Origin of the sequence: Sphaerisporangium flaviroseum (assembly GCF_039537005.1) — a bacterium.
Classification (GTDB): Bacteria; Actinomycetota; Actinomycetes; order Streptosporangiales; family Streptosporangiaceae; genus Sphaerisporangium; species Sphaerisporangium flaviroseum.
Genome location: NZ_BAAAZR010000010.1, coordinates 140,723 through 167,403 on the forward strand (window position 1 = coordinate 140,723; position 26,681 = coordinate 167,403).

The 26,681-nt window shown below is 71.4% G+C and carries 18 protein-coding genes; 8 read left to right on the forward strand and 10 right to left on the reverse strand.

Annotation, left to right across the window (positions count from 1 at the left end; all coding sequences use genetic code 11):
* Positions 1-106: 106 nt before the first annotated feature.
* The gene (locus ABD810_RS21445; RefSeq protein ID WP_344943059.1) at positions 107-1,042 is read left to right on the forward strand and encodes a PrsW family intramembrane metalloprotease; all 936 of its coding nucleotides are present in this window, start codon (positions 107-109) and stop codon (positions 1,040-1,042) included.
* A 130-nt stretch (positions 1,043-1,172) separates the two neighbouring features.
* Here the strand turns inward: ABD810_RS21445 and ABD810_RS21450 are convergent, their stop codons facing one another.
* Positions 1,173-2,423, reverse strand: coding sequence for a PP2C family protein-serine/threonine phosphatase (locus ABD810_RS21450; protein ID WP_344943062.1), 1,251 nt, complete (start codon positions 2,421-2,423; stop codon positions 1,173-1,175).
* A 131-nt stretch (positions 2,424-2,554) separates the two neighbouring features.
* On the reverse strand, positions 2,555-2,722 hold the full coding sequence (locus ABD810_RS21455) for a hypothetical protein (RefSeq protein WP_344943065.1): 168 nt from the start codon (positions 2,720-2,722) through the stop codon (positions 2,555-2,557).
* 508 nt (positions 2,723-3,230) lie between these two features.
* Here ABD810_RS21455 and kdpF point away from each other — a divergent pair.
* Genes kdpF through ABD810_RS21485 form a run of 6 tightly spaced genes read left to right on the forward strand, consistent with a single transcriptional unit; the run spans position 3,231 to position 11,229 of the window.
* A complete protein-coding gene (gene kdpF / locus ABD810_RS21460; protein WP_344943068.1) occupies positions 3,231-3,320 on the forward strand; it encodes a K(+)-transporting ATPase subunit F in 90 nt (29 codons plus the stop codon).
* The gene (gene kdpA, locus ABD810_RS21465) at positions 3,320-4,981 is read left to right on the forward strand and encodes a potassium-transporting ATPase subunit KdpA (protein ID WP_344943070.1); all 1,662 of its coding nucleotides are present in this window, start codon (positions 3,320-3,322) and stop codon (positions 4,979-4,981) included. Before kdpF ends, kdpA begins: the two co-directional genes overlap by 1 nt.
* The gene (gene kdpB / locus ABD810_RS21470; RefSeq protein ID WP_344943073.1) at positions 4,981-7,122 is read left to right on the forward strand and encodes a potassium-transporting ATPase subunit KdpB; all 2,142 of its coding nucleotides are present in this window, start codon (positions 4,981-4,983) and stop codon (positions 7,120-7,122) included. The genes kdpA and kdpB overlap by 1 nt, the downstream gene beginning before the upstream one ends.
* Positions 7,123-8,001 carry a potassium-transporting ATPase subunit C gene (locus ABD810_RS21475; RefSeq protein ID WP_344943076.1) on the forward strand — a complete coding sequence of 293 codons (879 nt, stop codon included), beginning with the start codon at positions 7,123-7,125 and terminating at the stop codon, positions 7,999-8,001.
* A 4-nt stretch (positions 8,002-8,005) separates the two neighbouring features.
* The gene (locus ABD810_RS21480) at positions 8,006-10,567 is read left to right on the forward strand and encodes a DUF4118 domain-containing protein (protein ID WP_344943079.1); all 2,562 of its coding nucleotides are present in this window, start codon (positions 8,006-8,008) and stop codon (positions 10,565-10,567) included.
* Positions 10,564-11,229, forward strand: a complete 666-nt coding sequence (locus tag ABD810_RS21485; RefSeq protein WP_344943082.1) for a response regulator — start codon at positions 10,564-10,566, stop codon at positions 11,227-11,229. Before ABD810_RS21480 ends, ABD810_RS21485 begins: the two co-directional genes overlap by 4 nt.
* Before the next feature lie 108 nt (positions 11,230-11,337).
* On the opposite strand, the gene ABD810_RS21490 is transcribed toward ABD810_RS21485, so the two are convergent.
* From ABD810_RS21490 to ABD810_RS21520, 7 genes are read right to left on the reverse strand one after another with little or no spacing between them, the layout of a single operon-like run.
* Positions 11,338-11,709, reverse strand: a complete 372-nt coding sequence (locus ABD810_RS21490) for a hypothetical protein (RefSeq protein ID WP_344943085.1) — start codon at positions 11,707-11,709, stop codon at positions 11,338-11,340.
* A gap of 13 nt (positions 11,710-11,722) precedes the next feature.
* Entirely contained in the window at positions 11,723-12,856 is a 1,134-nt protein-coding gene (locus ABD810_RS21495) for an FAD-dependent monooxygenase (RefSeq protein ID WP_344943088.1), read from the reverse strand.
* Positions 12,853-14,586, reverse strand: coding sequence for a LodA/GoxA family CTQ-dependent oxidase (locus ABD810_RS21500; RefSeq protein WP_344943092.1), 1,734 nt, complete (start codon positions 14,584-14,586; stop codon positions 12,853-12,855). The genes ABD810_RS21495 and ABD810_RS21500 overlap by 4 nt, the downstream gene beginning before the upstream one ends.
* Positions 14,587-14,603: 17 nt before the next feature.
* A complete protein-coding gene (locus ABD810_RS21505; protein WP_344943095.1) occupies positions 14,604-15,848 on the reverse strand; it encodes a ferritin-like domain-containing protein in 1,245 nt (414 codons plus the stop codon).
* Positions 15,845-18,133 carry a hypothetical protein gene (locus ABD810_RS21510; RefSeq protein ID WP_344943098.1) on the reverse strand — a complete coding sequence of 763 codons (2,289 nt, stop codon included), beginning with the start codon at positions 18,131-18,133 and terminating at the stop codon, positions 15,845-15,847. The genes ABD810_RS21505 and ABD810_RS21510 overlap by 4 nt, the downstream gene beginning before the upstream one ends.
* Positions 18,130-21,543, reverse strand: a complete 3,414-nt coding sequence (locus ABD810_RS21515) for a hypothetical protein (protein WP_344943100.1) — start codon at positions 21,541-21,543, stop codon at positions 18,130-18,132. The genes ABD810_RS21510 and ABD810_RS21515 overlap by 4 nt, the downstream gene beginning before the upstream one ends.
* Before the next feature lie 40 nt (positions 21,544-21,583).
* On the reverse strand, positions 21,584-21,772 hold the full coding sequence (locus tag ABD810_RS21520) for a hypothetical protein (RefSeq protein WP_344943103.1): 189 nt from the start codon (positions 21,770-21,772) through the stop codon (positions 21,584-21,586).
* A 128-nt stretch (positions 21,773-21,900) separates the two neighbouring features.
* On the opposite strand from ABD810_RS21520, the gene ABD810_RS21525 reads away from it, so the two are divergent.
* Positions 21,901-24,753, forward strand: a complete 2,853-nt coding sequence (locus tag ABD810_RS21525) for an ATP-binding protein (RefSeq protein ID WP_344943106.1) — start codon at positions 21,901-21,903, stop codon at positions 24,751-24,753.
* 95 nt (positions 24,754-24,848) lie between these two features.
* Here the strand turns inward: ABD810_RS21525 and ABD810_RS21530 are convergent, their stop codons facing one another.
* Positions 24,849-26,585, reverse strand: coding sequence for a serine/threonine-protein kinase (locus tag ABD810_RS21530; protein WP_344943109.1), 1,737 nt, complete (start codon positions 26,583-26,585; stop codon positions 24,849-24,851).
* Positions 26,586-26,681: the final 96 nt, after the last annotated feature.

Consider the following 26,681-nt stretch of genomic DNA (forward strand, 5'->3'; position numbering starts at 1 on the left):
CCGACCGCAGGACATCATCACCCGGACAATGCTCGAACCAGGGCGCTGACCTGCCTCTATATGGTTGAGATGGCGAAAAGCGTCCGTGGGTGCACGAGGAGGGCCGATGACGACATCCACCTACCGGAGGTCTCCCGCGCGGCGCCCCTGGGTGCGCATCCTGCTCACCGGGCTGGCGCTGTGGCTGCTGACCGTGGCGGTCACCTTCCTGACCGGCAACCCGAACCTGATCCCCACCCTGGTGCTGCTCGGCAGCTTCCTGGTGCCGGTGACGTTCGTCGTCTGGGCCTTCGAGCGTCGCGACACCGGGGAACTGACGCCCACGCTGGTGTTCAGCACCTTCCTCACCGGCGGGGTGCTGGGAGTCCTCGGCGCCTCGGTCCTCGAGTCTTATCTGCTGCGCCCCTCGCCGTGGCTGTTCGCCGGGGTCGGCCTGATCGAGGAAGCGGTCAAGCTGCTGGCCCTCGCCGTCCTCACCCGCCACCTGGCCGTCAAGTCCGTACGCGACGGCATGATCCTGGGCGCGGCCGTCGGCTTCGGGTTCGCCGCCTTCGAGTCCGCCGGCTACGCCTTCACCGCGCTGTTCACGGTCAAAGGGCTGTCTCTGATGCAGCTGGTCCAGACCGAGGTACTCCGAGGCCTGCTCGCCCCGGTCGGACACGGGCTGTGGACCGCCATCCTGGGTGGCGTGCTGTTCAGCGCGAGCACGCGCGACCACTTCCTGGTCACCGGACGCCTGGTGCTGGCCTATCTGGGGGTCTCGGCGCTGCACGCCCTGTGGGACTCGATGCACTCCATCGCCCTGGTCGTCACCCTGCTGCTCACCAGCACGCCGGGGCAGCTGGACCTGCTGTCGCAGGGGTGGATGCCCGAGCCCAGCCCCGCTCAGCTCCAATCGTTCACCATCCTGTACTGGGCGGGGCTCGCCCTGGTGGCGGTGGTCGGCCTGGCCTGGCTGTTCGGCCTGTGGCGCCTGAGCCACCGTCCTTCCCGTACCCCGCCGGCCTGGCGCATCCCGACCGGATCACCGCCCCTGCGCTGAGCCGGGCGTCACCGCGCCGCCTCTACTCAAGCGCGGCATGGCCGACCGACAGCGCCGTGTACAAATGGAAGTCGATCTACTCCATCGACCGCTGACACCGGACGAACGGCTCTGGACGTGGCCGGTGACGTCACATGGTCATCTCTTCGTTCCCGGAACCATGCCACTCGGCGAGCAAGACCGTGGCGTCGTCCTGGAGCCGGTCGCCGTGGTAGTCCAGCATGCTGCGGACCAGGCGGCGCAGGGTTTCCGGGACCGGCAGGCCCTCGGCGTTGTGGTGGATGATGAATTCGACGAAGCGGTTCAGGCCGAACTCGCGGCCGTTGGGGTCGCGGGCCTCGGTGACGCCGTCGGTGTAGAACAGCACCCGGTCGCCCGGCTGCAGTTGCTCCCGGCACAGGGCGATGGGCAGGCCGAGATCCAGGCCCATCGGATGAGCCGGCGGGCACTGCAGGCTGGCCGTCCAGCGGCCATCCCGGATGACCACCGGTTGGTGGTGGCCCCGGTTGACCCAGGTCAGCACCCCGGTGGCGATGTTCAGCTCGGCGAGGATCGCGGTGACGAAACGGGTGCCCCGGCCGAACTCGGTGATCAGCGTGCGTTCGATCGCCTCGCTGGTCTTGACCAGATCCACGCCCTGCCTGCGGTAGTTGCGGCAGGCGGCCACGGCCAGGGAGGCGGTCAGCCCCGCGGCGGTGTCGTGGCCCATGGCATCGAAGATCCCCAGATGCACGGTGTCGTCGGCGATGGCGTAGTCGAAGGCGTCCCCGCCGATCTCATAGGCCGGCTCCAGGGCGGCGCTGATCACCAGTTGCTCGCAGGCGAAGGCCAGCGGCGGCATCAGTTTCCACTGCATCTCCGCGGCGACGTGCATCGGCCGGGTGCGCACCAGCCGGGCGTAGGAGTCGCTGTGGGAGCGCTTGCTCACCACCAGCAGCGCGGCCAGCGAGGCCAGGGCCTGCATGTCCTCCTCGGCCACCTGGCCGGCGTCCGAGCCGCTGACCCGGATCACTCCGATTCGCTCGGTGCCGTCCAGCATCGGCACCCACCAGTGGCCGGGCTCGCCGTCGACGCCGGGCCGGGCCAGTATCCGCATCTCCTGGAAGGCTCGGCCGGCGGGCGTCGTATTGATCTTCAGCTCGGCCGCCTCCGGGTCCGCGCCCTCACCGGCGTTCTGCCCGCGCCCCGTCAGTAGGCGGAGCACGTCCTGCTGCAGGTCGGTGAGGTAGATCAGCACGTCGTGCAGGCCGGCCTCGGCCGCATGCTTGTGGATCAGGGAAGGCACTTGTTCCAACGCGGCCAGGTGGCTGGCCTCCAGCAGGCCGGCGAGCATCCGCGCCGTTCCGGCGTTCACCACGTTCCCGGCCAAGTTCCCGGCCACATGCGACCACCTGTATCTATTTGCGCGTCTCGGCCGTGTCGCGGCCGTTCATCGGCTCTTCAGGTCGAACGCCAGCATAGTTCCGAGGACGGGATGAGCGTGTTGTCACCGGAACCTTCTTCGCCCGTCCTTCATCGGCCCAGCAGGCCGACGGTCAGGAAGTAGACAAGACCGGCGACGACGATGATGACGGTGAGTAGGAACATTACTCGCATGGTTCGATTCGCCACCTTGCATTCGTAGCCGGTCGCCGCGGGGCGTGCGGTGGGCGCGTCTTCTACCCGGTGATAGCCGATCACACCTAAGGATCGCCTACGCAGCCGCCGGCACGCAGGGCACGGATCGGCGGAAGATCGCTCAGCGCGCCAGGATGTGGTCCGCCTGCGAGCTCACCGGAGGTAGCGCCTGGGGCGAGAGCGTGGTGGGGGTGGTGAACAGGTCGCGAGCGCGCACGACGGCCTTTCGGGGTCGACGAAATGACCGCCGACCAGACTTCCCGGCACACCTGCCGGCAACGTACCAATGGTCGCGGATGTGGAGGAAGCCGCCCATATCCGCCCCGCGCCGACAGGGATCCGGTGCGCCGTAAGGATCGCGTCAATAATCCGGCTGAACGCGTATGGAACCCGTCAAGGCAGCCGAAATGCCGTGAAACACGCGGTTGGCTTACCTGGAGGCCACCCGTCCGGGAGGCCGGGAACCTGATCCGTCTGATAGGGGAGTGGGGATGGCCGACGTCATCTTCGTCGCCCTGACGATCGCGGTGTTCGCGATCCTGGGGCTCGTCGTCAAGGCGGTGGAGCGCCTGTGAGCGCTGTCAACGCCATCGGGCTGGTGGTGACCGCCGGACTGGTCATCTTCATGGTCGCCGCCCTGCTGTTCCCGGAGCGTTTCTGATGTCGTCGGCCGTCGCGGGGTTGCTGTTCATCGGATCCCTGATCGCCGCCCTCGTGCTGACGCACCGGCCGCTGGGCGACTACATGTACCGCGTCTACACCGACTCCAAGCATCTGAAGGTGGAGCGGGTGATCTATCGGCTCATCGGCGTGCAGGCGGACGCCGAGCAGCGGTGGAGCGTCTACGCCCGAGGCGTGCTGGCGTTCTCCGCCGTGTCCATCCTGTTCCTGTACGCCTTCCAGCGGCTTCAGGACCGGCTCTTCCTGAGCCTGGGATTCCCCCCGGTGCCCGGCCACATCGCGTGGAACACCGCGGTCAGCTTCGTGACCAACACCAACTGGCAGGCGTACGCGGGTGAGGCCACGATGGGGCATCTGGTGCAGATGGCCGGGCTGGCGGTGCAGAACTTCGTGTCCGCCGCGGTCGGCATGGCCGTCGCGATCGCGCTGGTCCGCGGCTTCGCCCGCAGACGCACCGAGAACCTGGGCAACTTCTGGGTGGACCTGGTGCGAGGCACGGTCCGCATCCTGCTGCCGATCGCGTTCATCGGCGCGATCGTCCTGGTGGCCGGCGGGCTGATCCAGAACTTCTCGGGTGCTCACGAGGTCGCCACGCTGGCCGGCGGCCGGCAGGCGATCACCGGTGGCCCGGTCGCCAGTCAGGAGATCATCAAGGAGCTGGGCAGCAACGGGGGCGGCTTCTACAACACCAACTCCGCCCACCCCTTCGAGAACGCCGGCAGCTGGACGAACTGGGTGGAGATCTTCGCCATCCTGATGCTGCCGTTCGCGCTGCCCCGCACGTTCGGCCGGATCGTGGGCGACAAGCGGCAGGGCTACGCCATCGCGGCCGTCATGGGCCTGCTGGCCTTCACCAGCATCGTGGTGCTGACCGGGCTTGAGATGGCGCACGGCGGCACGGTCCCGCAGGCGGCCGGCGCCGCGATGGAGGGCAAGGACGTCAGGTTCGGCGTCGCCGACTCCGGCACCTTCGCCGCGGCCACGACGCTGACCTCCACCGGAGCGGTCAACTCCTCCCACGACTCCTTCACCGCGCTGGGTGGCATGGTGACGATGTTCAACATGATGCTCGGCGAGGTCGCGCCGGGTGGTGTGGGAGCGGGCCTGTACGGCATGCTCGTGCTCGCGGTGATCACCGTGTTCGTCGCCGGTCTCATGGTCGGCCGCACGCCGGAATACCTGGGCAAGAAGATCGGCTCCCGCGAGATCAAGCTCGCGTCGATGTACTTCCTGACCACACCGGTGCTCGTGCTGGTCGGCACGGCTCTGGCGATGGGGTCGGCGGAGCGGCGGGCGAGCATGCTCAACGGCGGGCCCCATGGTCTGTCGGAGGTGCTGTACGCCTTCACCTCGGCCTCCAACAACAACGGGTCCGCTTTCGCCGGGCTCACCGTGAACACCCCGTGGTACGACACGGCGCTCGGGCTGTGCATGGCCTTCGGCCGGTTCCTGCCGATCGTCTTCGTGCTGGCCCTCGCGGGCTCGCTGGCCCGGCAGTCGCCCGCGCCGGCGTCGGCCGGCACGCTGCCCACCCACCGGCCGCAGTTCGTCGGCATGGTCGCCGGCGTGACGATCATCCTGGTGGCGCTGACGTTTCTCCCCGCCCTGGCGCTGGGGCCGCTCGCGGAAGGCATCCATTGATGGCAACGCTCCAGGCGCCGGGTCGCGCACCAGGGCGGCAGAAGAACGGCAAGGTGGGCGGTGGCCTGCTGGACCCCCACCAGCTTCTCGCGTCACTGCCGGACGCGCTGCGCAAGCTGAACCCCGCCACGCTGTGGCGCAACCCGGTCATGTTCATCGTGGAGATCGGCGCCGCCTTCACCACCGTCCTGGCCATCGTCACCCCGTCGGCCTTCGCATGGGCGATCGTCGTGTGGCTCTGGCTGACCGTCGTCTTCGCCAACCTGGCCGAGGCGGTCGCCGAGGGCCGGGGCAAGGCGCAGGCGGCCACACTTCGCGCCGCCAAGCGCGACACCGTGGCGCGCAGGCTCACCGCTTGGCAGGCCGGGCGCGACGCCGCCTCGTGGGACACCGTGGGCGCCGCCGAGCTCGAACAGGGCGACTTCGTCGTGGTCGAGGCCGGGGAGATCATCCCCGGTGACGGCGACGTGGTGGAGGGCATCGCCAGCGTGGACGAGTCGGCCATCACCGGCGAGTCGGCGCCGGTGATCCGGGAGTCCGGTGGCGACCGGTCGGCGGTCACCGGCGGCACCAAGGTGCTGTCGGACCGGATCGTCGTCCAGATCACCCAGAAGCCGGGTGAGAGCTTCATCGACCGGATGATCGCCCTGGTGGAGGGCGCCAACCGGCAGAAGACCCCCAACGAGATCGCGCTGAACATCCTGCTCGCCGCGCTGACGATCATCTTCCTGGTCGCCACGGCCACCATGCAGCCGCTGGCGATCTACTCCAAGGCGCAGAACCCGGGCATCCCCGACTCCCTGGCCCTGACCGCGGGCGGCGTCTCCGGGATCGTGCTGGTCTCGCTCCTCGTCTGCCTGATCCCGACGACGATCGGCGCGCTGCTGTCGGCGATCGGCATCGCCGGGATGGATCGCCTGGTCCAGCGCAACGTGCTGGCCATGAGCGGCCGCGCGGTCGAGGCAGCGGGGGACGTCGGCACGCTGCTGCTGGACAAGACCGGCACGATCACGCTGGGCAACCGGCAGGCCTCGGGGTTCGCGCCGGCGCCCGGCGTCCCGCAGGAGGAACTGGCCGCGGCCGCTCAGCTGGCGAGCCTGGCCGACGAGACGCCCGAAGGCCGTTCCATCGTGGTGTACGCCAAGCAGGCGTACGGGCTGCGCGAGCGGGAGTCGGGGGAACTCGCCCACGCCGAGTGGATCGCCTTCACCGCGCAGACCCGCATGTCGGGCGTGAACATTGACGGCCGCCAGGTGCGCAAGGGCGCGGCCACCGCGGTCATGAAGTGGGTGCGGGAGAACGGCGGCCACCCGACAGAGGAGGTCGGCCACCTGGTGGACGGCATCTCCGCCTCGGGCGGCACCCCCCTGGTGGTGGGTGAGACGCTGGACGGCAAGGCCAGGGTGCTGGGCGTCATCCAGCTGAAGGACGTGGTCAAGCAGGGGATGCGTGAGCGGTTCGACGAGATGCGCACGATGGGCATCCGCACCGTGATGATCACCGGGGACAACCCGCTGACGGCCAGGGCGATCGCCGATGAGGCCGGAGTGGACGACTTCCTGGCCGAGGCGACGCCGGAGGACAAGCTGGCGCTGATCCGCAAGGAACAGGAGGGCGGGCGGCTGGTCGCGATGACCGGCGACGGGACCAACGACGCCCCCGCGCTGGCCCAGGCGGATGTGGGGGTGGCGATGAACACCGGCACCTCGGCCGCCAAGGAGGCCGGGAACATGGTCGACCTGGACTCCAACCCCACCAAGCTGATCGAGATCGTGGAGATCGGCAAGCAGTTGCTGATCACCCGGGGCGCGCTGACGACGTTCTCCATCGCCAACGACATCGCCAAGTACTTCGCGATCATCCCGGCGATGTTCGCCGCCGTCTACCCAGGCCTGGACACGCTCAATGTCATGCGCCTGGCCAGCCCGCAGTCGGCGATCCTGTCGGCGGTCATCTTCAACGCCCTGGTCATCGTCGCGCTCATCCCGCTGGCGCTGCGCGGCGTCAGGTACCGCCCCTCCAGCGCCTCCACCCTGCTGTCCCGCAACCTCTACCTCTACGGGCTCGGCGGCATCATCGTCCCGTTCATCGGGATCAAGATCATCGATCTGATCGTCCAGTTCCTTCCGGGGATGTCATAAATGGAACGTCTGCCAAGCTGGATCCGTCAGCACGTGGCCGCGCTGCGCGCGCTGCTGGTGCTCACCCTTATGACCGGGGCGATCTATCCGCTCCTGGTCACGGGCATCGCCCAGGCCGTGTTCGGCGGCAACGCCGGGGGCTCACTGGTGCGCAAGGACGGCAGGGACGTGGGCAGCGCCCTCATCGGCCAGAGCTTCACCGACGGCACCGGCAAGCCTTTGAAGTCGTACTTCCAGAGCCGCCCGTCCGCGGCCGGCGACGGGTACGACCCCACCGCCACCTCCGCGAGCAACCTGGGCCCCGAGGACATCGTGGACACCCTGCCGGTTCCCGGCGCCAAGGACGGGAAGGGCGATCCCGACACCGGCCGGCAGAGCCTGCTGACCAAGGTCTGCACGCGGAGCAGATCGATCGGAGAGCTCGAAGGGGTGAGCGGCGCCCGGCCGTACTGCACGCCGGACGGCGCCGGCGCGGTGCTGAAGGTCTTCCCGGCCGTCGGCACCCCGGTCCGCGCGGTCAGCGTCAACCAGGCCTGCCCCGCCGCGCCGTTCATCGCCGCCTACCAGGGCGTGAAGGTGGAGTGCGGCAGGCCCGGCGAGGACTACACCGCCGGTCGCACCGTCGCGATCCGCGGTACGGGAACGGCCGTGGTGCCCCCCGACGCGGTCACCGCCAGCGGCTCCGGCCTCGACCCCGACATCTCCGTCGCCTACGCCGAGTTGCAGGCCGGCCGGATCGCCAGGGAACGTGGCCTGACAATGGAAAGGGTCAGGGCGCTGATCGGCGAGTACACCACCGGCCGGAGTCTCGGTTTCATGGGCGAACCCGCCGTGAACGTCCTGGAGCTCAACCTGGCACTCGATCGGCTCAAGGGATGAGGCGATGAACACTGCGCGCGGGAGGCTGCGCGTCTATCTGGGCGCGGCCCCCGGTGTCGGCAAGACCTACACGATGCTCGGCGAGGGACACCGGCGCCAGGATCGCGGGACGGACGTGGTCGTCGGATTCGTCGAGGACCACGGCCGGGCCCGCACCGCCGCGCAGGTGGAGAACCTGGAGGTCGTCCCGCGGAAGACCATGGTCTACCGCGGGACGAGCTTCACCGAGCTCGACACCGACGCCGTCATCGCGCGCAGGCCGAAGCTGGCGCTGATCGACGAGCTGGCGCACACCAACGTGCCCGGCTCGAAGAATCCCAAGCGGTGGCAGGACATCGAGGAGATCCTGAACGCCGGCATCGACGTCATCTCCACCGTCAACATCCAGCACCTGGAGTCCCTCAACGACGTCGTCCAGCAGATCACCGGGGTGCCCCAGCGGGAGACCGTGCCCGACGAGGTCGTACGAAAGGCCGACCAGGTGGAGCTCGTCGACATGGCCCCCGAGGCGCTGCGGCGCCGGATGGCCCACGGGAACGTCTACGCCCCGGAGAAGATCGACGCCGCTCTGTCGAACTACTTCCGCGAGGGGAACCTGACCGCCCTGCGCGAGCTGGCCCTGCTGTGGGTGGCCGGAAAGGTCGACGAGCAGCTCGACCGCTACCGGAGCGACCACGGCATCGCGGGCACGTGGGAGACCCGCGAGAGGGTGGTGGTGGCGCTGACCGGCGGCCCCGAGGGTGACACGCTGGTGCGGCGGGCGGCCCGCATCGCCGCCAGGGCCAAGGGCGCCGACCTGCTCGCCGTGCACGTCACCCGATCCGACGGCCTGAGCGGGGTGGATCCGGCGAAGCTGTCGCGCCAGCGCACGCTGGTGGAGAGCCTCGGCGGCAGCTACCACCACGTCGTGGGAGAGGACGTGCCGCGTGCCCTGCTCGACTTCGCACGTGGCGTGAACGCCACCCAGCTGGTGCTCGGAGCCTCGCGCCGCGGCAGGTTCGCCCAGGTGTTCTCCCGGGGCGTGGGAGTCACCACCACCGCCCTGTCCGGATCCATCGACGTGCACATGATCACCCATGCCGAGGCGGGCAAGGGGGCCAGGTCCGCCCGCCCGACGGCGGCGCTCACCCGCAGGCGCAGGTTCGCGGGCTGGGCCATGGTGCTGCTGGCCGTCCCCGCGCTCACCGCCGTGCTGGTGCCCATCAAGGACCGGCTGGCACTGCCGAGCGAGATCCTGCTCTTCCTGCTGATGGTGGTCGGTGTCGCTCTGGTCGGTGGCATGTGGCCCGCCGTCACCGCCGCCGTGACCGGCTTCCTGCTGCTCAACTACTTCTTCACGCCCCCGCTCGGCCGGCTGGCCGTCTCCGAGCCGGAGAACCTGCTCGCGCTCACCGTCTACGTGCTGGTGGCGGTCATGGTGAGCGCCGTGGTCGACCTGGCGGCCCGCAGGACGAGGGAAGCGGCCCGCGCGAGCGCGGACGCCGAGGTGCTGTCCACCCTGGCGGGGCACGTGCTGCGCGGCGAGGCCGCGCTTGCGTCCCTGCTGGCGCGGCTGCGCGAGACCTTCGGCCTGTCCTCGGTCACCCTGCTCGAACGCACCGGCCAGTCGGTCCCGGACGACCAGTCCGAACCCCGCGCGTGGCGCATCGTCGCCACCTCCGGCGCGGCGCCCTGTCAGTCTCCCGGCGTCGCGGACTCCGACGTGTCCATCGACGACGATCTGGTGCTGGCGGTGCGCGGGCGGCTGCTGGACGCCTCCGATCGCCGGGTGCTGGAGGCGTTCGCCGCCGAGGCGGCCATCGCGTTGCGCCAGGAGCGGCTGCGTGAGGAGGCCGAGCAGGCCAGGCCGCTGGCCGAGGCCGACAAGATGCGCACAGCCCTGCTCGCCGCGGTCAGCCACGATCTGCGGACCCCGCTGGCCTCCGCCAAGGCCGCCGTGGACAGCCTGCGCAGCACCGACGTGGAGTGGAGCCGGGAGGACCGGGACGAACTGCTGGCCACCGCCGAGGAGTCGCTGGTCAAGCTGGACCGGCTGGTGGCCAACCTGCTCGACATGAGCCGCCTCCAGGCGGGCGCGCTCGGCCTCGCCCTGCAGCCGATCGCCGTCGAGGAGATCGTCCCGCGCTCTGTCGACGACCTCGGCCCGCTGAAGGACCGCATCCAGGGGGACATCTCCGCCGACCTTCCAGAGGTCCTCGCCGACCCCGCGCTGCTGGAACGGATCCTGGTCAACGTGATGACCAACGCGGTGCGCTACAGCCCGCCCGGCGCCAAGGTCCTGGTCACCGCCAGCTGGTACGGCGACCATGTCCAGATCCGCGTCATCGACCGCGGCCCCGGAATCCCGCGCGAGGCGCACGATCGCGTCTTCATGCCCTTCCAGCGCCTGGGCGACCGCGACAACCACACCGGTGTCGGACTCGGGCTCGCGCTCTCCCGAGGGCTGGCCGAGGCGATGGGCGGAACGCTCGTACCCGAAGAGACGCCAGGAGGAGGACTCACCATGATCATCACACTGCCGATCTCCTCGCGGGCACACGCCGTCCGCGGGGAGGAGAGCGCGTGACCCGCGTCCTCGTCGTCGACGACGAACCACAGATCCTCAGGGCGCTGCGCATCAACCTCGTCGCCCGGCATTTCGAGGTGGCCCTGGCCGCCGACGGGGGCTCGGCCCTGCGAGAGGCGGCCCACTGGCACCCCGACCTGGTCCTGCTCGACCTCGGGCTGCCGGACATCGACGGGGTGGACGTGATCCACGGGTTGCGCGGCTGGAGCGCCGCGCCGATCATCGTGCTTTCGGGGCGGACCGGGAACCAGGACAAGATCGACGCCTTGGACGCCGGCGCGGACGACTACGTCACCAAGCCGTTCAACATCGACGAGCTGCTGGCCCGGATCCGGGCGGTGACCCGCCGCACCTTCCACGAGCCCGAGCTCGCCCGCGTCCAGATCGGCGACCACACGGTGGACCTGACGGACAAGACGGTCTCCGGCGGCGTACGGCTGACGCCCACCGAATGGAACATCCTCCAGCTTCTCCTGCGCAACCCGGGCAAGCTGATCAGCCAGCGGCAGGTGCTCACCGAAGTGTGGGGCAGCCACCACGTCAAGGAGACCCACTACCTGCGCCAGTACATGGCCCAGCTTCGCCGCAAGCTCGAGCCCGACCCCGGCCACCCCGTTCACCTGCTCACCGAGCCCGGGATGGGATACCGCTTCCAGCCCTGAGGTACGGCGGACCGGCCCCGGCCCCGGCCCCGGGATCCGGCCGCGGGCTGCGGGACTCGGCGGATGGCGAGGCCGTCGACGTTCGCCCTGGGGCCGGACCGGGTGTGGCTACTTTCCCTTGTCGGGATGCTCGGGGGTCTGGCCGAGGGCGCTGGCCGCGGCCGACTTCTCCGCCTTGGTGGCGTCGGGGTCCCGCAGCGTCTTGGACGAGGCCGACGCCGCCTTGGGGCTGGTCTCACCCTTGCTCGCCGGTGCCTGGGACAGCGCGCTGGCCGCCGCGGACTTCTCCGCCGGGACCGACTTCGAGTCCGAAGACGAGGAGTCTCCCAGCGTCTTGGCCGCGTCCGATGCCGCCTTGGAGCCGGTCTGTCCTGAGTTGCTGGCCACCATCTCACCTTTCTTCGAGCGGGCCTCGCGTCGCAGCCGCACGGAGATGTCGCAAGCTGCGGCGAAGGTCCTCGCGTTCTGGTCAGTGATCACTTGGCCACACCGCCTACCCGGCCGCGCCGGGCTCAAACAGGGGCCCGGCCCGCCTGAGCCAGAAGGGCGCGCCGGGCCAGCGGGCCTCCATTCCGTAGTAGTCGCGGCGTCGCAGCAGGTAGGAGGTGTAGCGGGCCTGGGTGCGGCGCTGGTGGACGGCCAGCGCGTCGTACCGTCCGTCGAGGGCCTCGCGGACCCCGGCCGCGACGTCCGCCCCGGACCGCAGGGCCGTGTAGACGCCGGCCGAGGTCAGCGGGTCGAAAGCGCTCGCCGCGTCCCCGGCCGCCGCCCACCCCTCGCCGTACAGCCGGGTCAGGCAGTGGGAGGCGGCGGGGACCGTCCGTACGTCGGAGGGCGGATCGAGACGGCCGAACAGGCCGGAAACGTGCAGGGTACGCCGGAGGAGGTCGTGCCAGCCTCGCGGGCCCGTGGCCGACGTGCGGCGGATCACGTCGGGGTCGCTGAAGAGGCCGGCGACCGTCCGCTCCTCGCCGATGTCCGCGCCGTACCACCAGCCGTGCTCGGCCGATTCGATCACCGCCCGCCGGGCCACGAGCGGGCGGGGGAGTCGTGGGAGCACGGCGAACGCGCACATCAGCCGGTCGGCGTGCCGCGGTGCGCCGTGACGCCGGGCCAGCACGCCGCCCCGCCCGGTGGCGTCCACCACGAACCGGGCGCCCAGTTCGTCGCGGCCCTGCGGCGGCGGCGTGGCGCCCCGTCGCCGCAGGGATCCGATCGACAGCCGCCAGCCCCCCGCCTCCCGCCGTACGGCGGTGACACGCGGCCCTTCGATCACGGTGGCCCCCGCCGACCTGGCCGCTTGGACCAGACCGGCGTCGAAGCGATCCCGGTCGATGAGCCAGCCCCCGCCCAGCGGGGCGGTGAAGGCGTCCCGGAAGGCCAGGTTCGCCGTCGCCCACGCGGATGCGATGCCGGGTGAGGGCACATGCCCGGCGAACGCGAACTCCTCCCCTATGCCGAGCCGCCCGAGCATCGGGCGTGCTTCGGCGGGGAGGGACTCGCCCATCCGGATACGTCCCTGGCGGCCCTGACCGACGAGGGTGACGGCGACGCCGGCGGACCGGAGCGCGATGGCCACCGCGCAACCGGCCGGTCCCGCCCCGATCACGGCGACGTCGCTTCTCACGGACGGCTGTCCGGCGAGGGGGCGTCGCGGAGCAGGGTCCGCTCCACCTCAAGGAAGAGCGGGTCCTCACCGGTGCCCTTGTTGACCACGAATCCGAGGCCGGACCAGTGGGCGACCATGTCGAGGTCGTCGGCGAACCGCACGTAGTCGTCGGCGTTCTGGTCTCCGTCCGTCCCCACCCACGGCACCTGCCGCACGCCGTCGGCCTCCTGGACGAAGACGAAGTCGGGACGCTGCACCGGCCACCACCACACGAACCGGTCGCCGATCTGCTGCTGGGAGCACTCGTTGAAGTCGGCCTGCCACGGCACCGCCATGTACTTGGACAGGTCGCCGGGCTCCAGCCCGAGGTCGAGGTCCTGGCCCAGCGAGAGCGGCGGCCGCACGCCGGCCTTGCGACGGATCCGGTACGGCTCCGCGTACAGCTTCGGGTTGCGGCAGATCCAGGTCATCTCGATGCCGGGGGAGAAGGCGCCCCCGACGCAGTTGTCCAGCGCGGCGCGGTCCCGCCGCACGCCGGGCGGCGGCTCGGGCGGTCCCTTAGTGGTGAAGTTCCCATCGGCCCACTGCCGCAGGAAGAAGAACTGGGTCCTGGTCAGGGTCAGGTACCGCGAGGCGAGCGGACCCGGCTGGAAGCAGTTGTCCCCGGCGAGGAAGGGCATCAGCGGCAGCCCGTTGTCTGGGGAGGCGAATAGGTCGGGCGTGTCGGGTGGCCGGATGAGGTCGAGGTAGAACCGCCGCATCCCGTTGTAGGCGGGGGCGGGGTCGCCGAGCTTCTCGAAGTCCAGGTCGTGCGGGTGGGTGGGGATGGCCACCACCCAGCCGTAGTGGTGCGCCCGTTCCAGGATCGGCTTGATGTCCCCCTCCCAGTCGGGGGTGAAGTCGCGCTGCCACAGGCCGTCGTGGAAGACGTCGGGCCGGGTTCGGAGGTTCCGCACCGCCATGTCGGTGATCGTGTCGTACAGCGTGACGAGGTTGCTCAATTCCGGGGCGTAGCGAGGCGGGACGGCCATCACCCAGGCGGAGGCGCCGACGTCCACCGCCCGCCCGTCGCTCATGATCAGCCGGGCGGTCACCGGCCCGTCGGAGGTGTCGTCCCACCAGGTGTCGTTGTTGGCGTAGTCGTCCACGACCGGGACGGCGTCGCCGCTGCCCGAGGCGCCGAAGCCGCCCAGCACGATGAGCCGGCCCTCCCGGTCGGTGCGCATCTCACCGAGGCTGTCGATCGAGGACGGCCGCAGATCCGGCGGGGGAAAGGTCATGGGGTAGCGGCCAGGGTTGTCGGTGCGGGAGAACGCCACCGACTCACCCGCGTCCTTCAGCGTGCGGGGACCGGGGTCGATGATCATCTTTTGGCGCAGGGCCGGGTCGGTCACGTCCGCGTTGCGCAGAGGATGGTCGGGGGCGTACCCCGACTCGCCGGCGTTGACCACGAACTCGTACCAGATCGCCTTCTTGTTGGCGAGGTGGACGGTCCACTCGATGCGCTCCACCCCGTTCTCCCCGGGCCGGACGGGACGGCCGGGGTCGGTGTCGTCTCGGTAGGAGTAGACCTCGAACCGCTCTCCCTGCCTGCGCAGCCTGCCCTCGGCGTCGCGGAAGTCGGCCGGGGTGAACACGCCGCCGTCGGGCAGGACCGGCAGAGTTCCGGGCCGCTCGGGGGCGAGGTAGAACTCGGGGCTGTCCCCGACCCGGACGACGCCGATGGCCGGATGGATTCGATACGACATGGCTGCTGGTCTCCCTGTCATCCGTGCGCCGCGTTGAGGGTGAGGCCGCCCGTGGCGGCTCCGGCCAGCGCCCGGTGGGCGGCGCCGAGGTTCCGCCGCCAGGCCTGGCGGTAGTCGCCCCCAAGGCCACCCGGCGGCCGGGCGAGCAGATCGGCGGCCTCGGCCACGATCTCCTCGATGGGCCGGGGCCGGTAGGCGAACGCGGGCCCGGCGTTCGGGCCCAGCCCGGGGTCGGCGGCCGGGTTGAGCGGGGTCCGCATCAGCAGGGTCGCCAGCGCGGGCAGGGCCGCCTGCATGACCGGGAACGCCGTCTGGAAGAACGGATTCGGCTGCGCCGGCTTGCCGACGGCCTCCCCGATGGCCGTGAGGACCAGCGTGTAGCAGTTGTCGAACAGGTCGGATAACCGGCGCGTGTCGCCGTCGAGGCCGGCGCCGGACGGGTTCGCCTGCATCGGGTAGACCGGCGGCAGTCCCACCTCCCCATCGGCGATCCGCTGGAACCTGCGGTAGTGGGACAGCTCCCAGGGAGTGCCGATGATCGGGCCGTACGTGCCGTCCGGCCGGTCGCCGTAGTGGTCGTAGCCGCCGTACGGCTCCTCGTACGGCACCGGCGGCGCCTGGATCTGGGCGCCCTCGCCCTGCTGGACGATCTCCTCGATGGCGGCCTTCGCGCCGTCGAGGTCGTGCACGAGCAGCAGCCGGCCGCCGCCCGCGCCGAAGTAGGTGTCGTCACGCTGGAACCCGGTGTCGCGCCCGAACACCCGCTTCGCGCCGTACTTCTTCACGCACGCGTCGAAGCCCAGCTCGATGGCCTTGTAGAACTGGCCGATGGTGTCGTACGGCTCGCCCTCGGCGGGCGCGTCGGGGCTCGGCTCGGGCTGTTCGATCCGCATGAACACCGTGCGCGCGAGCACGGGCGACAGCGGCTGGAGCTGGACGAACGGGCCGCCCGCCGCGTGGCCCAGCAGGTACGACGGGTAGGTGGGCACGTGCTCCCGGTCCAGCGAGGGCACCACGCCGATCGCGTTCATCAGGTTGGCGACCTGCATCATGTGCAGCATCTCCTCGATCACCACGCCCCGGATCAGGCGGGACGCCTCCGAGGCGGGGTCGGTGATCGAGTACAGGGCGCACAGGTAGGGCGGGATCGTGGAGAGCTCGATGGTCAGCGCCGTCTGGAGGTGGGCGGCCAGCTCCTCGATGGAACCGATCGGCTGGTGGGCCAGGGTCAGGGGAAGCAGCGGAGGAGGAGAAGGAGTCATGAGATGCCGTCCGTTCGTTCGGTCGGGAGCCCGTCGGAGCGGGGCCGCATGACGGCGGCCGCGTCGTCGCCGTCGGGGGTGAGGAGCACGACGGCGGTGCCGCCGAGGACCGGTGTGTCAGGGTGGCGGGCCACCACAAGGACCGCCTGCGGGGCCGTCACCCGCTCGGGGGCGGTGTAGACCCCGTCGCGGTCGATCGCTCCCACATCCGGAAGCAGGCTCCAGCCGGCCCGCACCGGGTCGCCGCCGAGGGCCGCGGTGAAGGCCTGCCTCGCGCCCGGGCCGAGCGGTGCGGGCGCGTACGGTGTGACCTGCACGGCGGCGGGCGAGGCGGGGAAGACGACGATCCGCGCGCTGCCGGTCCGCTCTCCCACCCGCGCGGTGATCGTCACGGCCGTGGGCTCGCCGATCCTGGCCGGCGGGGTGTAGTCCCCGGCGTCGTTCACCGAGCCGACGGCGGGGGAGATCGACCAGGTGGCCTTCTCGGTGGACCCGGGCAGCCGCGCGGTGAACCTCTTGGCCTGGTCCCGCGCCTCGACCACGGAGATGATCGGGGTGACCTGGATCTGGGCGGGGGTGATCACCACCGCCGCGTACGCCCGCTGGTCGGTCCTCCTGGGCTCCCTGACGGCGTCGCCGACGACGATGGGATCCTGTGCGGTGGCGGTGATGACGACCACCGTGGACCGCGAGACCGAGGTGGGCGGCGTGTAGAGGCCGTCCGCGTCGATGTGGCCGCCACCGCGCGGGACCGACCAGGTGACCGGCCGGCCGGCGGTGAGCCTCAGCGTCTCGGCGGTCGTCAGGCTGGACAGGGGAGGGGCCACGGCGAGGTCGGGCGCTTGCAGCGTGCCGAAGGCGACCAGGTCGCCGGGCACCCGCGCGACCTGCAATCGGGAGGTCTGCTGCCCGGGGAACAGCAGGTTGGTCACCGCGAACGCTCCGATGTCCTGGACGGTGAAGTCGAGCAGGCCGCCCAACCTGGCGGTGACCTCCTCGGCGATGAGGCGGCAGGTCACCTCCCTCGCCTCCTCTTCCTTGAAGATGTCGATCTTGGGAAAGGCGGAGGCCTCGGGTTGCGGGAACGTCACGTCGATGCCCGTGTCCGCGGTGAAGGAGATGGTGGCGGTGACCGGGTCGACCGCGGGCCGGTAGACGGTGTTCAGCGAGATCGTCATGGTGACCTGGCCCTGGTCGCAGATCGGGGGCAGAGGCGGGACGCCGGCCTCGACGCTCCACGGCTGCGTCCACTGGTGTGACCACTTGGCGGTGAGCCACCCGGAGGTGGAGCCCAGAGTGATGTCTTTCAGGGTGAGGTAGACCTCCTCCGGCTTCCCGCACCAGCCCGCCTGCACGGCCCCGTACTCCGAGGTGTACGCGACCGGCATGCTGACGCTCCCGCCGATGATCGAGGTCGACCAGGCGTCGGACGCGTCACCGCGGGCCGCCACGAGGTCTTCCCCGAGGACGCCGGCCACCAGGTCGCGCACGATCCCGCCGAACATCACCTTGCTGGACACCAGCAGCGTCGCGTCCATCCCGGCGGGGACCAGGTTGGCCATCGGTAGCGTGGTCTGCGTGCCGCCCTTCTGGTTGTAGGTCGTGGGGATGAACAGCAGCAGACGGCCGGCGTCGCCGGGGTCGGTCAGGTCACGCTGGGTCGCCATCTCGAACTCGCCGGCGGGGGTCAGGCCGGTGGGGTTCGGCGTGTAGTCCAGCGTGCCCAGCGAGTACCGCCGGTACCCGGCGAGGAGGCCGCCGAAGTACGTGCCGAGAAGGGTGCCCGCCGCGTCCGTGGTGCCGAGGCCGGCGAAGAAGTCCTTCCCGTCCTCGAACCTCAGGCCGATGTGGGTCTGGTGCTCGACCTCTCCCTTCACCTTTCCCAGCGGAACGGTGCCCGTGATCGTGTATCCATGCGCCGCCGTGATCCACTGGGCGTCGACGACCGTGGTCGCTCCGGCCGAGGTGACGGTCGTGCGGGCGATCCCGGAGATGACCGGGATCGTGAGCCGCGCCGCCTGCGGGTCCCGCTCCGGATCGAAGGTGATCAGCGGATGGCCGAGGACGACGTCGCCGAACTCGACCGCGTAGTCCCCGATGACGGGCACGGTGCCCGTCACCGGCGGGAGGTGGTCCCCGTTCAGCAGGTCCAGCACGAACCGGCGCTGGAACAGCTCGTTGATCTTGTGCGCGGAGAGGGCGTACACCACGTCCCAGCCCTGGGTCACGCCCTTGCCCTGCAGTCGCCGGACGATCTCGTCCGGGCTCGCCGGTCTTGTGGTCATGCCTTGACCGGTCCTTCCCAGTCGAAGTCGCCCAACGGGTCCAGCACGAATATCTGCGCGGCGGACGAGACGCCGGCCGTCACCTCGACGACCTCGGGCACCAGGAGGGGTTGTCCCACCCAGGGGAGCGGCCCGGTGGCGGCCTCGAAGATCTGCAACCACGTCGCGCCGGCCTCGTGGTCCTGGAACTGGAAGACCGCGCCGGTCACCCCGGCCGCGATGAGCAGGCGGCCGAGGATGGTGTCCACCACCGCGTTCACCGTGAAGGACTGGGGGATGTACTTGCCGAACAGGGTGAAGAGCCCGTCGACGGCTACGGGGACCCAGTAGCCGATCCACGTCGCATTGGTGATCTTGGTGCCCCTGCTCATGGCCGGCCAGTTCCAGTCCGTCTGCGGGCGGGCCAGGGCCTGGACGACGACGGTGGTCACGATGTCGAACCAGTTGACGTACACCGGAATCCCGCTGCCGGAGGCGCCGCCCTTCGCCGCCGCCTCCCCCATGTTGATCGTGTCGTTGATCATGTCGACGCCGATCAGCGCCAGGCAGGTGTAGTACTCGGCCGTGTCCAGGCTCGCCTGGCTCACCTCCAGCCGAGCCGTCGTCACCGCCTTGCCGAGGGATTCCCGGCTCTTCTCCGGGTCGAACGGGCCCCGGCCCCTTTCCGCCAGGCACGCGATCGTGACCGGGGCGGCGAGCGCCAGGCACAGGAGCCTGCCCAGCGACATCTCCTCCCGGCTGCCTCTGGGCCGCGCCACGTTGTCCCAGAACCAGGTGAGCACGGAGTTCGCGGTGATCGGCGCGGTGAGGAAATCGCGGATGCCCCCCACCACCTCCCGCGCCGACTCCAGCAGGGCCATGGCCAGCACGTCGCAGGAGTCGATGGCCAGGTCGATCGCGTCGCGCAGTGCCGCCAGCAGGTCCGCGACGCGGATGTCCCCCACCTTGGACGGGTCGTGGACGATCGAGGTGAACAGCTTTCCGAAGTCCGTCATCGCCCGAGCGCCGTCCCGCAGCAGGCCCGTGTCCTCCACGGCCTTGCCCAGCCTGCCGAGCAGGCCGTCGGGAAGCGGCGGGATCGCCGGAAGGGCATGGCCCGGCAGGTTGTCCAGGAGGGTCGAGAGCGCGTAGTTGAGCTGGGAGGGGTCACCCGGCAGGGCGGCCGCGAGCCCGGCCGGCCGGCCCCGGTCACGGCTGGGCAGCAGTCGTGCCCTGCCGTCGGCGAGTTCGCCGATGGTGGTGTTTCCCAGTACGGCCACGGCGGCGTCCATCCCGGTGCCGAGCTCGGACTTCAGGTCGGCGAAGAAGCGCCCCGTCGTCACCACGGCGGACTTCTCGATCCATCCGGAGAGGTCGGAGAGGCCGTTGGTGACCAGGCCGTAGAACACCTCCATGGTGCGCCAGATCGAGTTCCAGTGCAGGGCGTCCCGGAACAGGTCCAGCGCCTTGTCGAAGTCGACCTCGATCGCGTTGAGCACGCCCTGCACCAGCGAGCCGATCTCCGCCAGGCCCACCAGCGCGAGGCCCTCCACCGCCGTCCAGACCCCCTTGGCGGACTCCACGAGGGCGGACGCGGTCTGCCCGTCCGGATGGACGATGAAGTTGACGAGCTTGGCGGCGCCCGATTCGAGCGCCTGCCAGACGTCCACCAGCCAGTCCCCGAGGCCCTTCGCGAGGATCCCGGCCGCCAGGGCCTCCGGTGGCGCGAAGCCCGGCGTCGCGAGCGCCACCGGACCCCGCGCCGTGAGTACCACATGGCCGGCCGCCCGGCGCAGCTCGGCCAGCCGCCCCGCGACGGCGTCAGCGGTGTCATGGTGGATGAACCGGGGGGCTTCCGGGTCACGCAGGTCCATCTCGAAACCGCCGCCCGGCTTGGCGCCCCCGGGGCCGAGGCGGGCCACCTGAATGACCGCGCTCGCGACCACCTTGGCGAGGTCGGGCCCGAGACCGGGGGCGAGCGGGCCGTCCTTCACCCGCGCGGCGCGCAGCATGTCCCCGCTCATCGGCGGGATCGTCGTCGTGCCGTTGAACAACGGCGCCCTGCCGGCGAGCGTGTCGTAGAGGTAACCGTGCGGGGTGATCGGCAGGGCCTCGGCGGCGCCGTCGACCCGCGCCGTGAACGTGATCGCGTCGAAGCCGGTGGCGGGCTGGCTGAACTCCACACCGCCGGTCTCGTCGGTCGTGAACGTCGTGAGCATGCCCGGCCTGGCGATCACCGTGCTCCCGCGGCTCCTCAGGCCGACCAAGCGCGAGGGGGTCAGCTCGACCGTACGATCGCGGCAGGGCAGCCCGTTCGCGTCGGTGACCGTCACCCGCGTCCGGTACCGGGAGACCGGCGTCGGTGCCGCCTCTGCCTCGCTGTGCACCGCCACCCGGGTCCACCGGCCGCCGGAAGGGCGGCTGAGCAGGTCGACGGTGCCGTCCGCCCGGGTCACGACGAGGGCGCCGGAGCCGGTGGCAGGGGTACGCACCTGGAGCGCGTCGGTGTCCAGCGGGAAGATCGGGGCCCAGACAGGGGTGTCGTCCTCGGCCCAGGCGGTCTGCCGTAGTTGCCAGAGCCGGCCGTCCGGAGCGCACCCGTAGCACCGGACCATCCCGTCGCCGTCGACCACGGCCGAGCCCTGGACGAGCTCGCCCAGCGGGACCCGGACCGGCGTGTCGCCGAACCCGGCCGAGGAGTACAGGTTGTGCTCTTCGTCGGTGAACACCACCATGGTGGAGTTCGCGTGCGGGTAGGTGGCCACCAGCCGCGCCACCGGCGCCGCCACCTTGACCACCTCCGGGTCCGCCGCCACCCTGTCCTCGGCGCCCGGCCAGATGCGCAGCACGCCCCCGGCCGCGCCGAAGAGCACCCACGCGTCCGGGCTCGTGTACGCCAGCCGGGCCTCCCCGCCGAGCAGCGCGCCGCCCACGTCGACCGAGCCCGCCGCCCACTTCCCGCCGTCCGCCGTGTAGAGGGCCAGGTCGCCGCGGGCGTCGATCCCGCTGACCGTGAACGTCCCGGCCAGCGGCACCTCCGCGACGCTCAGCCCGGTGCTCGGGGGCAGCTCGGTGGGCTCGCCCCACTCGCCGTGGCCGTCACGGACGCAGTGCAGCACGGCGGAGCCGGTGACGTAGAACGCGTTGACCAGGCCGTCGGCGTCCACCAGGGACACGACCTCCCGGGCGCGTGCCCCGTCCGGAAGAGGACGCAGGGAGTAGCCGGGCGCGGAAGGCGTGGGCGACCGTACTTCCGCGACCCCCGCACCCGGCGTGATGGCGAGGAGCAGCGGCTCGCCGTGGGGGTCCAGCACGATGGACGTGTGGTTGTGCGCCGCAGGGTCGACGCTCAGCGGTGTGATCGGTAAGACGTCCTCGGACAGGCGGGAATGGCAGTCGACACGCAGGGGGAAGGCATGGTCGATGGGCATGGCGAACCTCCAGAAGGGCTCGTGCGGGTGGACCGGCCGGTCAGCCGGACGGAGGGGGCGCGGGGCGGAGCCGCTCGTCGTCCAGGGCGAGTTCGAGCGCGCGGATCAGCGCCACCCAGCCGGCGAACGGCTTGTCGGCCCCGTGCTCGTGGCGCAGTACGCCTTCGATGGGGGTCGCGGCCAGATCGACGTCCACGGTCAGCCGGGTGCGGTGCCCAGAGTCGCTCACCAGCGCAGTCTGCTGCGGCGGCGGGGCACCTAGCGTCAGGGTAGCTACCCTGATATTTAGCGATATTTACGCCCCTGACGGATACGGAACCCATGACCGGTACCGGCTGGTCGGCATACGGTGAGGGCGTGACGAAGCGGGTAACTGAGGGGTCCCTGCTGGAACGTGACAAGGAGCTGGCCGCGCTAGGGGAGGCCGTAAACGCCGCCCGCTCCGGCGACGGCTCCCTGGTGGTGGTGCAAGGGCCACCGGGTGCTGGGAAGACGAGGCTGCTCGCCGCCGCCGGGGACCGCGGTCAGGCGGCCGGACTGCGGGTGCTGGCGGGACGTGGCCGGGAGCTGGAGCGCGAGATCGCGCTGGGCGTGGCGCTGGAGCTCCTCTCGCCGCCGGTGACCGCTGCGGACCCGGGTGAGCGGGCCCGGCTGGCGAGCGGCCCGGCCGCGCCGGTCGCCCGGCTCTTCCCCGGGGTCCTCCCCGAGGCCGGCTCCCCGGCGAATCCGAGCACGGACACCATGCTGCGGGGGATGTGCTGGCTGGCGGCCAACCTGACCGGATGGGACCGGACCGGCGTGCCGGCCCGCCCCATGCTGGTCACCGTGGACGACGCGCAGTGGGCCGACGAGGCGTCCCTGCGTTTCCTGGCCATGCTGGCCGACCGGGTCGCCACGCTGCCCGTCGCCCTGGTGGTCGCCGTGCGCGACGGTGATGGCGGGTCCGATGTTTCGGCGCTGCGCCGGCTGACGGCCCATCCGCCCAACCGCCTGCTCGCCCCCGCGCCGCTCACCGCCGGGGCGGTCGACCGGCTGGTGACCCGCGTGTTCCCGTCCGCCGAGGCGGAGCTCGCCGCCGCCGTCGCGCACGCGAGCGGTGGCAACCCGTTCTTCGTCGGCGAGCTGCTGCGATCGCTGCAGGCCGACGGGCGCACCCCGGCGGCCGGAACCATCGCGAGCATGGTGCCCGGCACGGTGCTCCGCTCTGTGCTGGCGCGACTGGCCAGGCTGCCCGCCGAGGCCGGCCGGCTGGCCGCCTCCGCCGCCATCCTCGGCGACGGCACCCCGCTGCGCCGCGCCGCCGTCCACGCGGAACTGGACCTCCCGTCGGCCGAGCGGGCGGCCGACACACTGGCAGGGGCCCACCTGCTGCAGCCCGGCAACCCGCTGGCGTTCGTCCATCCGCTCATCGCCGCGGCCGTGCACGCCGACCTCCCCGCCTTCGCCCGGGCCCGCGCGCACCGGAGGGCCGCCGATCTGCTCGTCGAGGACGGCGAGAGTGTCGAGAAGGTGGCCGGTCACCTGCTGGCCACCCAGCCTGAGGGCGATCCCGGCGTCGCCCGCGTGCTGCGCGAGGCGGCCGACCGGGCGCTGCGCCGCGGCGACCCGGCCGCCGCGGCCCGGCTGCTCCGCCGCGCCGTGCTGGACGCGCCGCCCACGCAGTGGCTCGGCGAACTCCTGGTCGAGCTGGCCCGAGCCCAGATGACCGCGGGCGACATGACCGCCCACGCCTCGATCACCGAAGCGCTCGCCCTGCTCGGCGAGGCTCCGCTCCAGGTCAGGGCCGAGGCGATGACCTTGCTCGCCTGGATACGCCACGGGCGCGGGGACTTCTCCGGCGCCGCCGCGGCCCACGACGCGGCACTGGACCTGTTCCAGCCGGGCGACCCGATGTGGCAGGACATCCTCGCCGACTACTTGATGATCGCGACGTTCCATCCTCCGCTTCGGCGCCACGGCGCCGGGCTGCTGGCACCGGTGCTCCAGGAGGTCCGCCTCGGCCGCCCGCCGAGCAGGCCGGGCCTGCTGGCGCACGTCACCCTGCAGCTGGCCCTGGCCGGGGACCCGGCGCCGGAGATATGCCGTATGGCCTCCGGCGCGCTCGCGGGCGACCCGCTCGTCGGCTCGGTCGGCCACGGCGCGCTGATGGGCGTCGTCGTCCACGCCCTCGTCATCGCCGGCGAACTGGTCGCCGCCGAGAAGGCCGCCGACGCCGCGCTGTCCGCCGCCCGTCAGCGCGGAGACGTGCTCGCCTACGGTTACGCCGGCTTCCACCGCGCGCTGTCCCGGTACCACCAGGGAGCCCTCACCGCGGCGCTGGCCGATCTGGAGGCGGCCCGGGTGCCCTACGACGAGGGCTGGACCGCGGCGGGCGGCTGGATCGGTTTCCTGCTCGCCCTGGTGCACCTCGAACAGGGCGACTACGCCGCCGCCGAGGAAGCACTTCACATGGGCTCCCACCGCTCGTCCGAAGGCATGGACGCGGCGCTGGTGCTCGACTGCCGCGCTCGCCTCGCGCTGCTGCGGGGCGAGCCGGCGACGGCGCTCGACACCGCCCGCGCCGCGGGCCGCCGGCTCGATGAGGTCTACGAGATCGACCACCCCGGCGTGCTTCCCTGGCGGGCGACGGCGGCCCTGGCCGCACACCACCTCGGTGACCACCGGAACGCTCAAGAGCTCGCGGCCCAGGGCCTTGAGCGTGCCCGCGCCGTCGGCGTGCCGCAGGGCGTCGGCGCCGCGCTACGCGTCGCCGGCCGGGTCGCCCGCCCGCGCCCCGACATCACCCTCCTGAGTGAGGCGGTCGCCACGCTGCGGCAGACTCCGGCGGCGCTCGAACACGCCCGCGCCCTGGTCGACCTGGGCACCGCGCTCTGGCGCGCCGGGCGGGCCCGCGAGTGCGGGCAACCGCTCCGGCAGGGCCTCGCCCTCGCCGACCGCATGCACGCGCGCCTGCTCGCCGAACGCGCCCGCGCCGAATTGCGCGCCGCCGGCCTGCGGCCGCGCCGGACCGCCGTCGCGGGGATCGACGCCCTCACCCCGGCCGAACGCCGGGTGGCCCTCCTCGCCCTCCACGGGCACAGCAACAACCAGATCGCCCAAGCCCTGTTCGTCACCACCAAGACCGTGGAGACCCATCTGGCACGCGCCTACCGCAAACTCGCGATCAGCAACCGCCGGCAACTCCACGAGGCCTTCGGCCCGCCCAAATGAGACCGGCCACCGCTTCGGTCCCGTTGGAGCCGCGTGTCGGCAGCCGTATGCGGTCCGCCGGTCCATGAGAGAACCGTGGCGGCCGGCCCGGTGGGTCAGCCGGTGCGGTGGACGGTGAAATCGTCGAAGGACACGGTGATGTCACCGCTTCCCGCGTCCGGCACCTGGGCGATCAGACCGACCTGGCTCTGCGGGCTGTCGGGCAGCGTCCGGTCGTCGGTGACGTCGATCGTCTGGGTTCCGTCGATCCACAGCGTGAGGCGGGTCCGGGCGCCGACCTGACGGCACGCGGCCTGGAGGCGCACCTTCCGCCCGGCGCTTGCCGGATCGACCTGTGCGCGAGGTCCAACGTCGAGACGGGTGCCCTGGGCGTTCCTGACGACCCGGGCGACACCGTCAAGGCCGAGCAGGAAGACATACCCGTTGGGGGTGTTCTCGTCCCAGCGGCACAACAGACCGAAGGAGCCCGGCCCCGTCGAGCCTTCCCGTACCTCGGCCGTCGCCCCGATCAGCACGTTGCGCTCGACCGCCGACGGCGAGCTTGGTTCCTTGGCCGGCACCGGCGACAGGGCCGGACCGCTCGGGTCGGCGGCGTCGGCGTGGATGGAGTAGACACCTCGATCGATCTCGTACCCGCGGGTGACGCGATCGTCTCCTTGGCTGTCGGGGTTGAACGTGTAGCCGTCCCAGTTGCCCTGTTCGCTGAAGTCGTCGCTGTACAGCGGCGTCCCGTCCACGGGCGGGGACTCGCGCGAGGTGAACTGCAGCACGAGGATCACGGTGGCGGCGAGCCCGGCCAGGCCGGTGCCCAGTCCGAGGATCCACCGCCGTGATACGGACCTGTTCCGGCGAACCGGACCCGGCACGCCGCCACGAACGATGTCCTGCTCGACGGGGACGGTGGGCGGCACGGCGTCGGATCGCGTCTCTCCCACCGTGTCGAGGGCCGGTCGGGCGGTCACCGGCGGCGAGACGTCCGCGACGGGACTGGTGTCCGCCCAGGTTTCGGCCGGGCGGCCGGTGTCCGGCGCGTCGTGCCCGGTGAGGTGGCGCAGCAGGCCGGCGGCGGTGGGCCGCGCGCCGGGATCCTTGTCCAGGCAGGCCGCCAGCGGCGGGCGCAGCTCATCGGGCACGCCGGACAGGTCGGGATCGGCCGTCGAGATCGCGTGCAGCAGCGCGGGGAGCGTCTCGGCGGGGAAGGCCAGGCGCCCGGTGGCGGCGAACACCATCGTGCAGGCCCAGCTGAACATGTCGGACGCGGTGCCGGGGGGTTGCCCGGCGAACTGCTCGGGGGCGATGTAGGCGGGGGTCCCCACCAGCCCGGTCCCGGTGGTGGCGTGGTCGAGAGCGCGGGCGATGCCGAAGTCGATGACCACCGGGCCCTCGGGACCGAGGATCACGTTGCTGGGCTTGAAGTCGCGGTGCACGACCCCCGCGCGGTGGATCGCCGCCAGAGCCGTCAGCGTGGCGACCGCCAGGCGTTGCAACCCGCTGCCGGTTCGGGGACCGTCGGTCGCCACCGCCTCGGCCAGGGAGACGCCGGGGATGCGCTCGCTGACGACATAGGGGCGCCCATCGAAGGTCCCCACGTCCAGCACCCGGGCCGTGCAGAAGGGGGCGACCCGCCGGGCGGTGTCCGCCTCGCGCATGAACCGCTGGCGGCTTTTCGCGTCCACCGCGGCCCTGGCGTGCAACACCTTGATCGCGACGTGGACGCCCGAGGCCGCCTGGCCGAGGTAGACCACGCCCTGGCCTCCCTCACCGAGCACGCCGCTCAGCCGGTAGTCGCCTATCTGCTCAGGCTCTCCCGGATCCAGGGAACGGGGGCGCACGGCCCACCTCTTCGTCGGCTCGTGAAACGGGTGTGAAGGGCCTCACGATAGAGCGTGCCAGGCGGACGGGAAAGTGCCGTACGCGACCCGTCCATC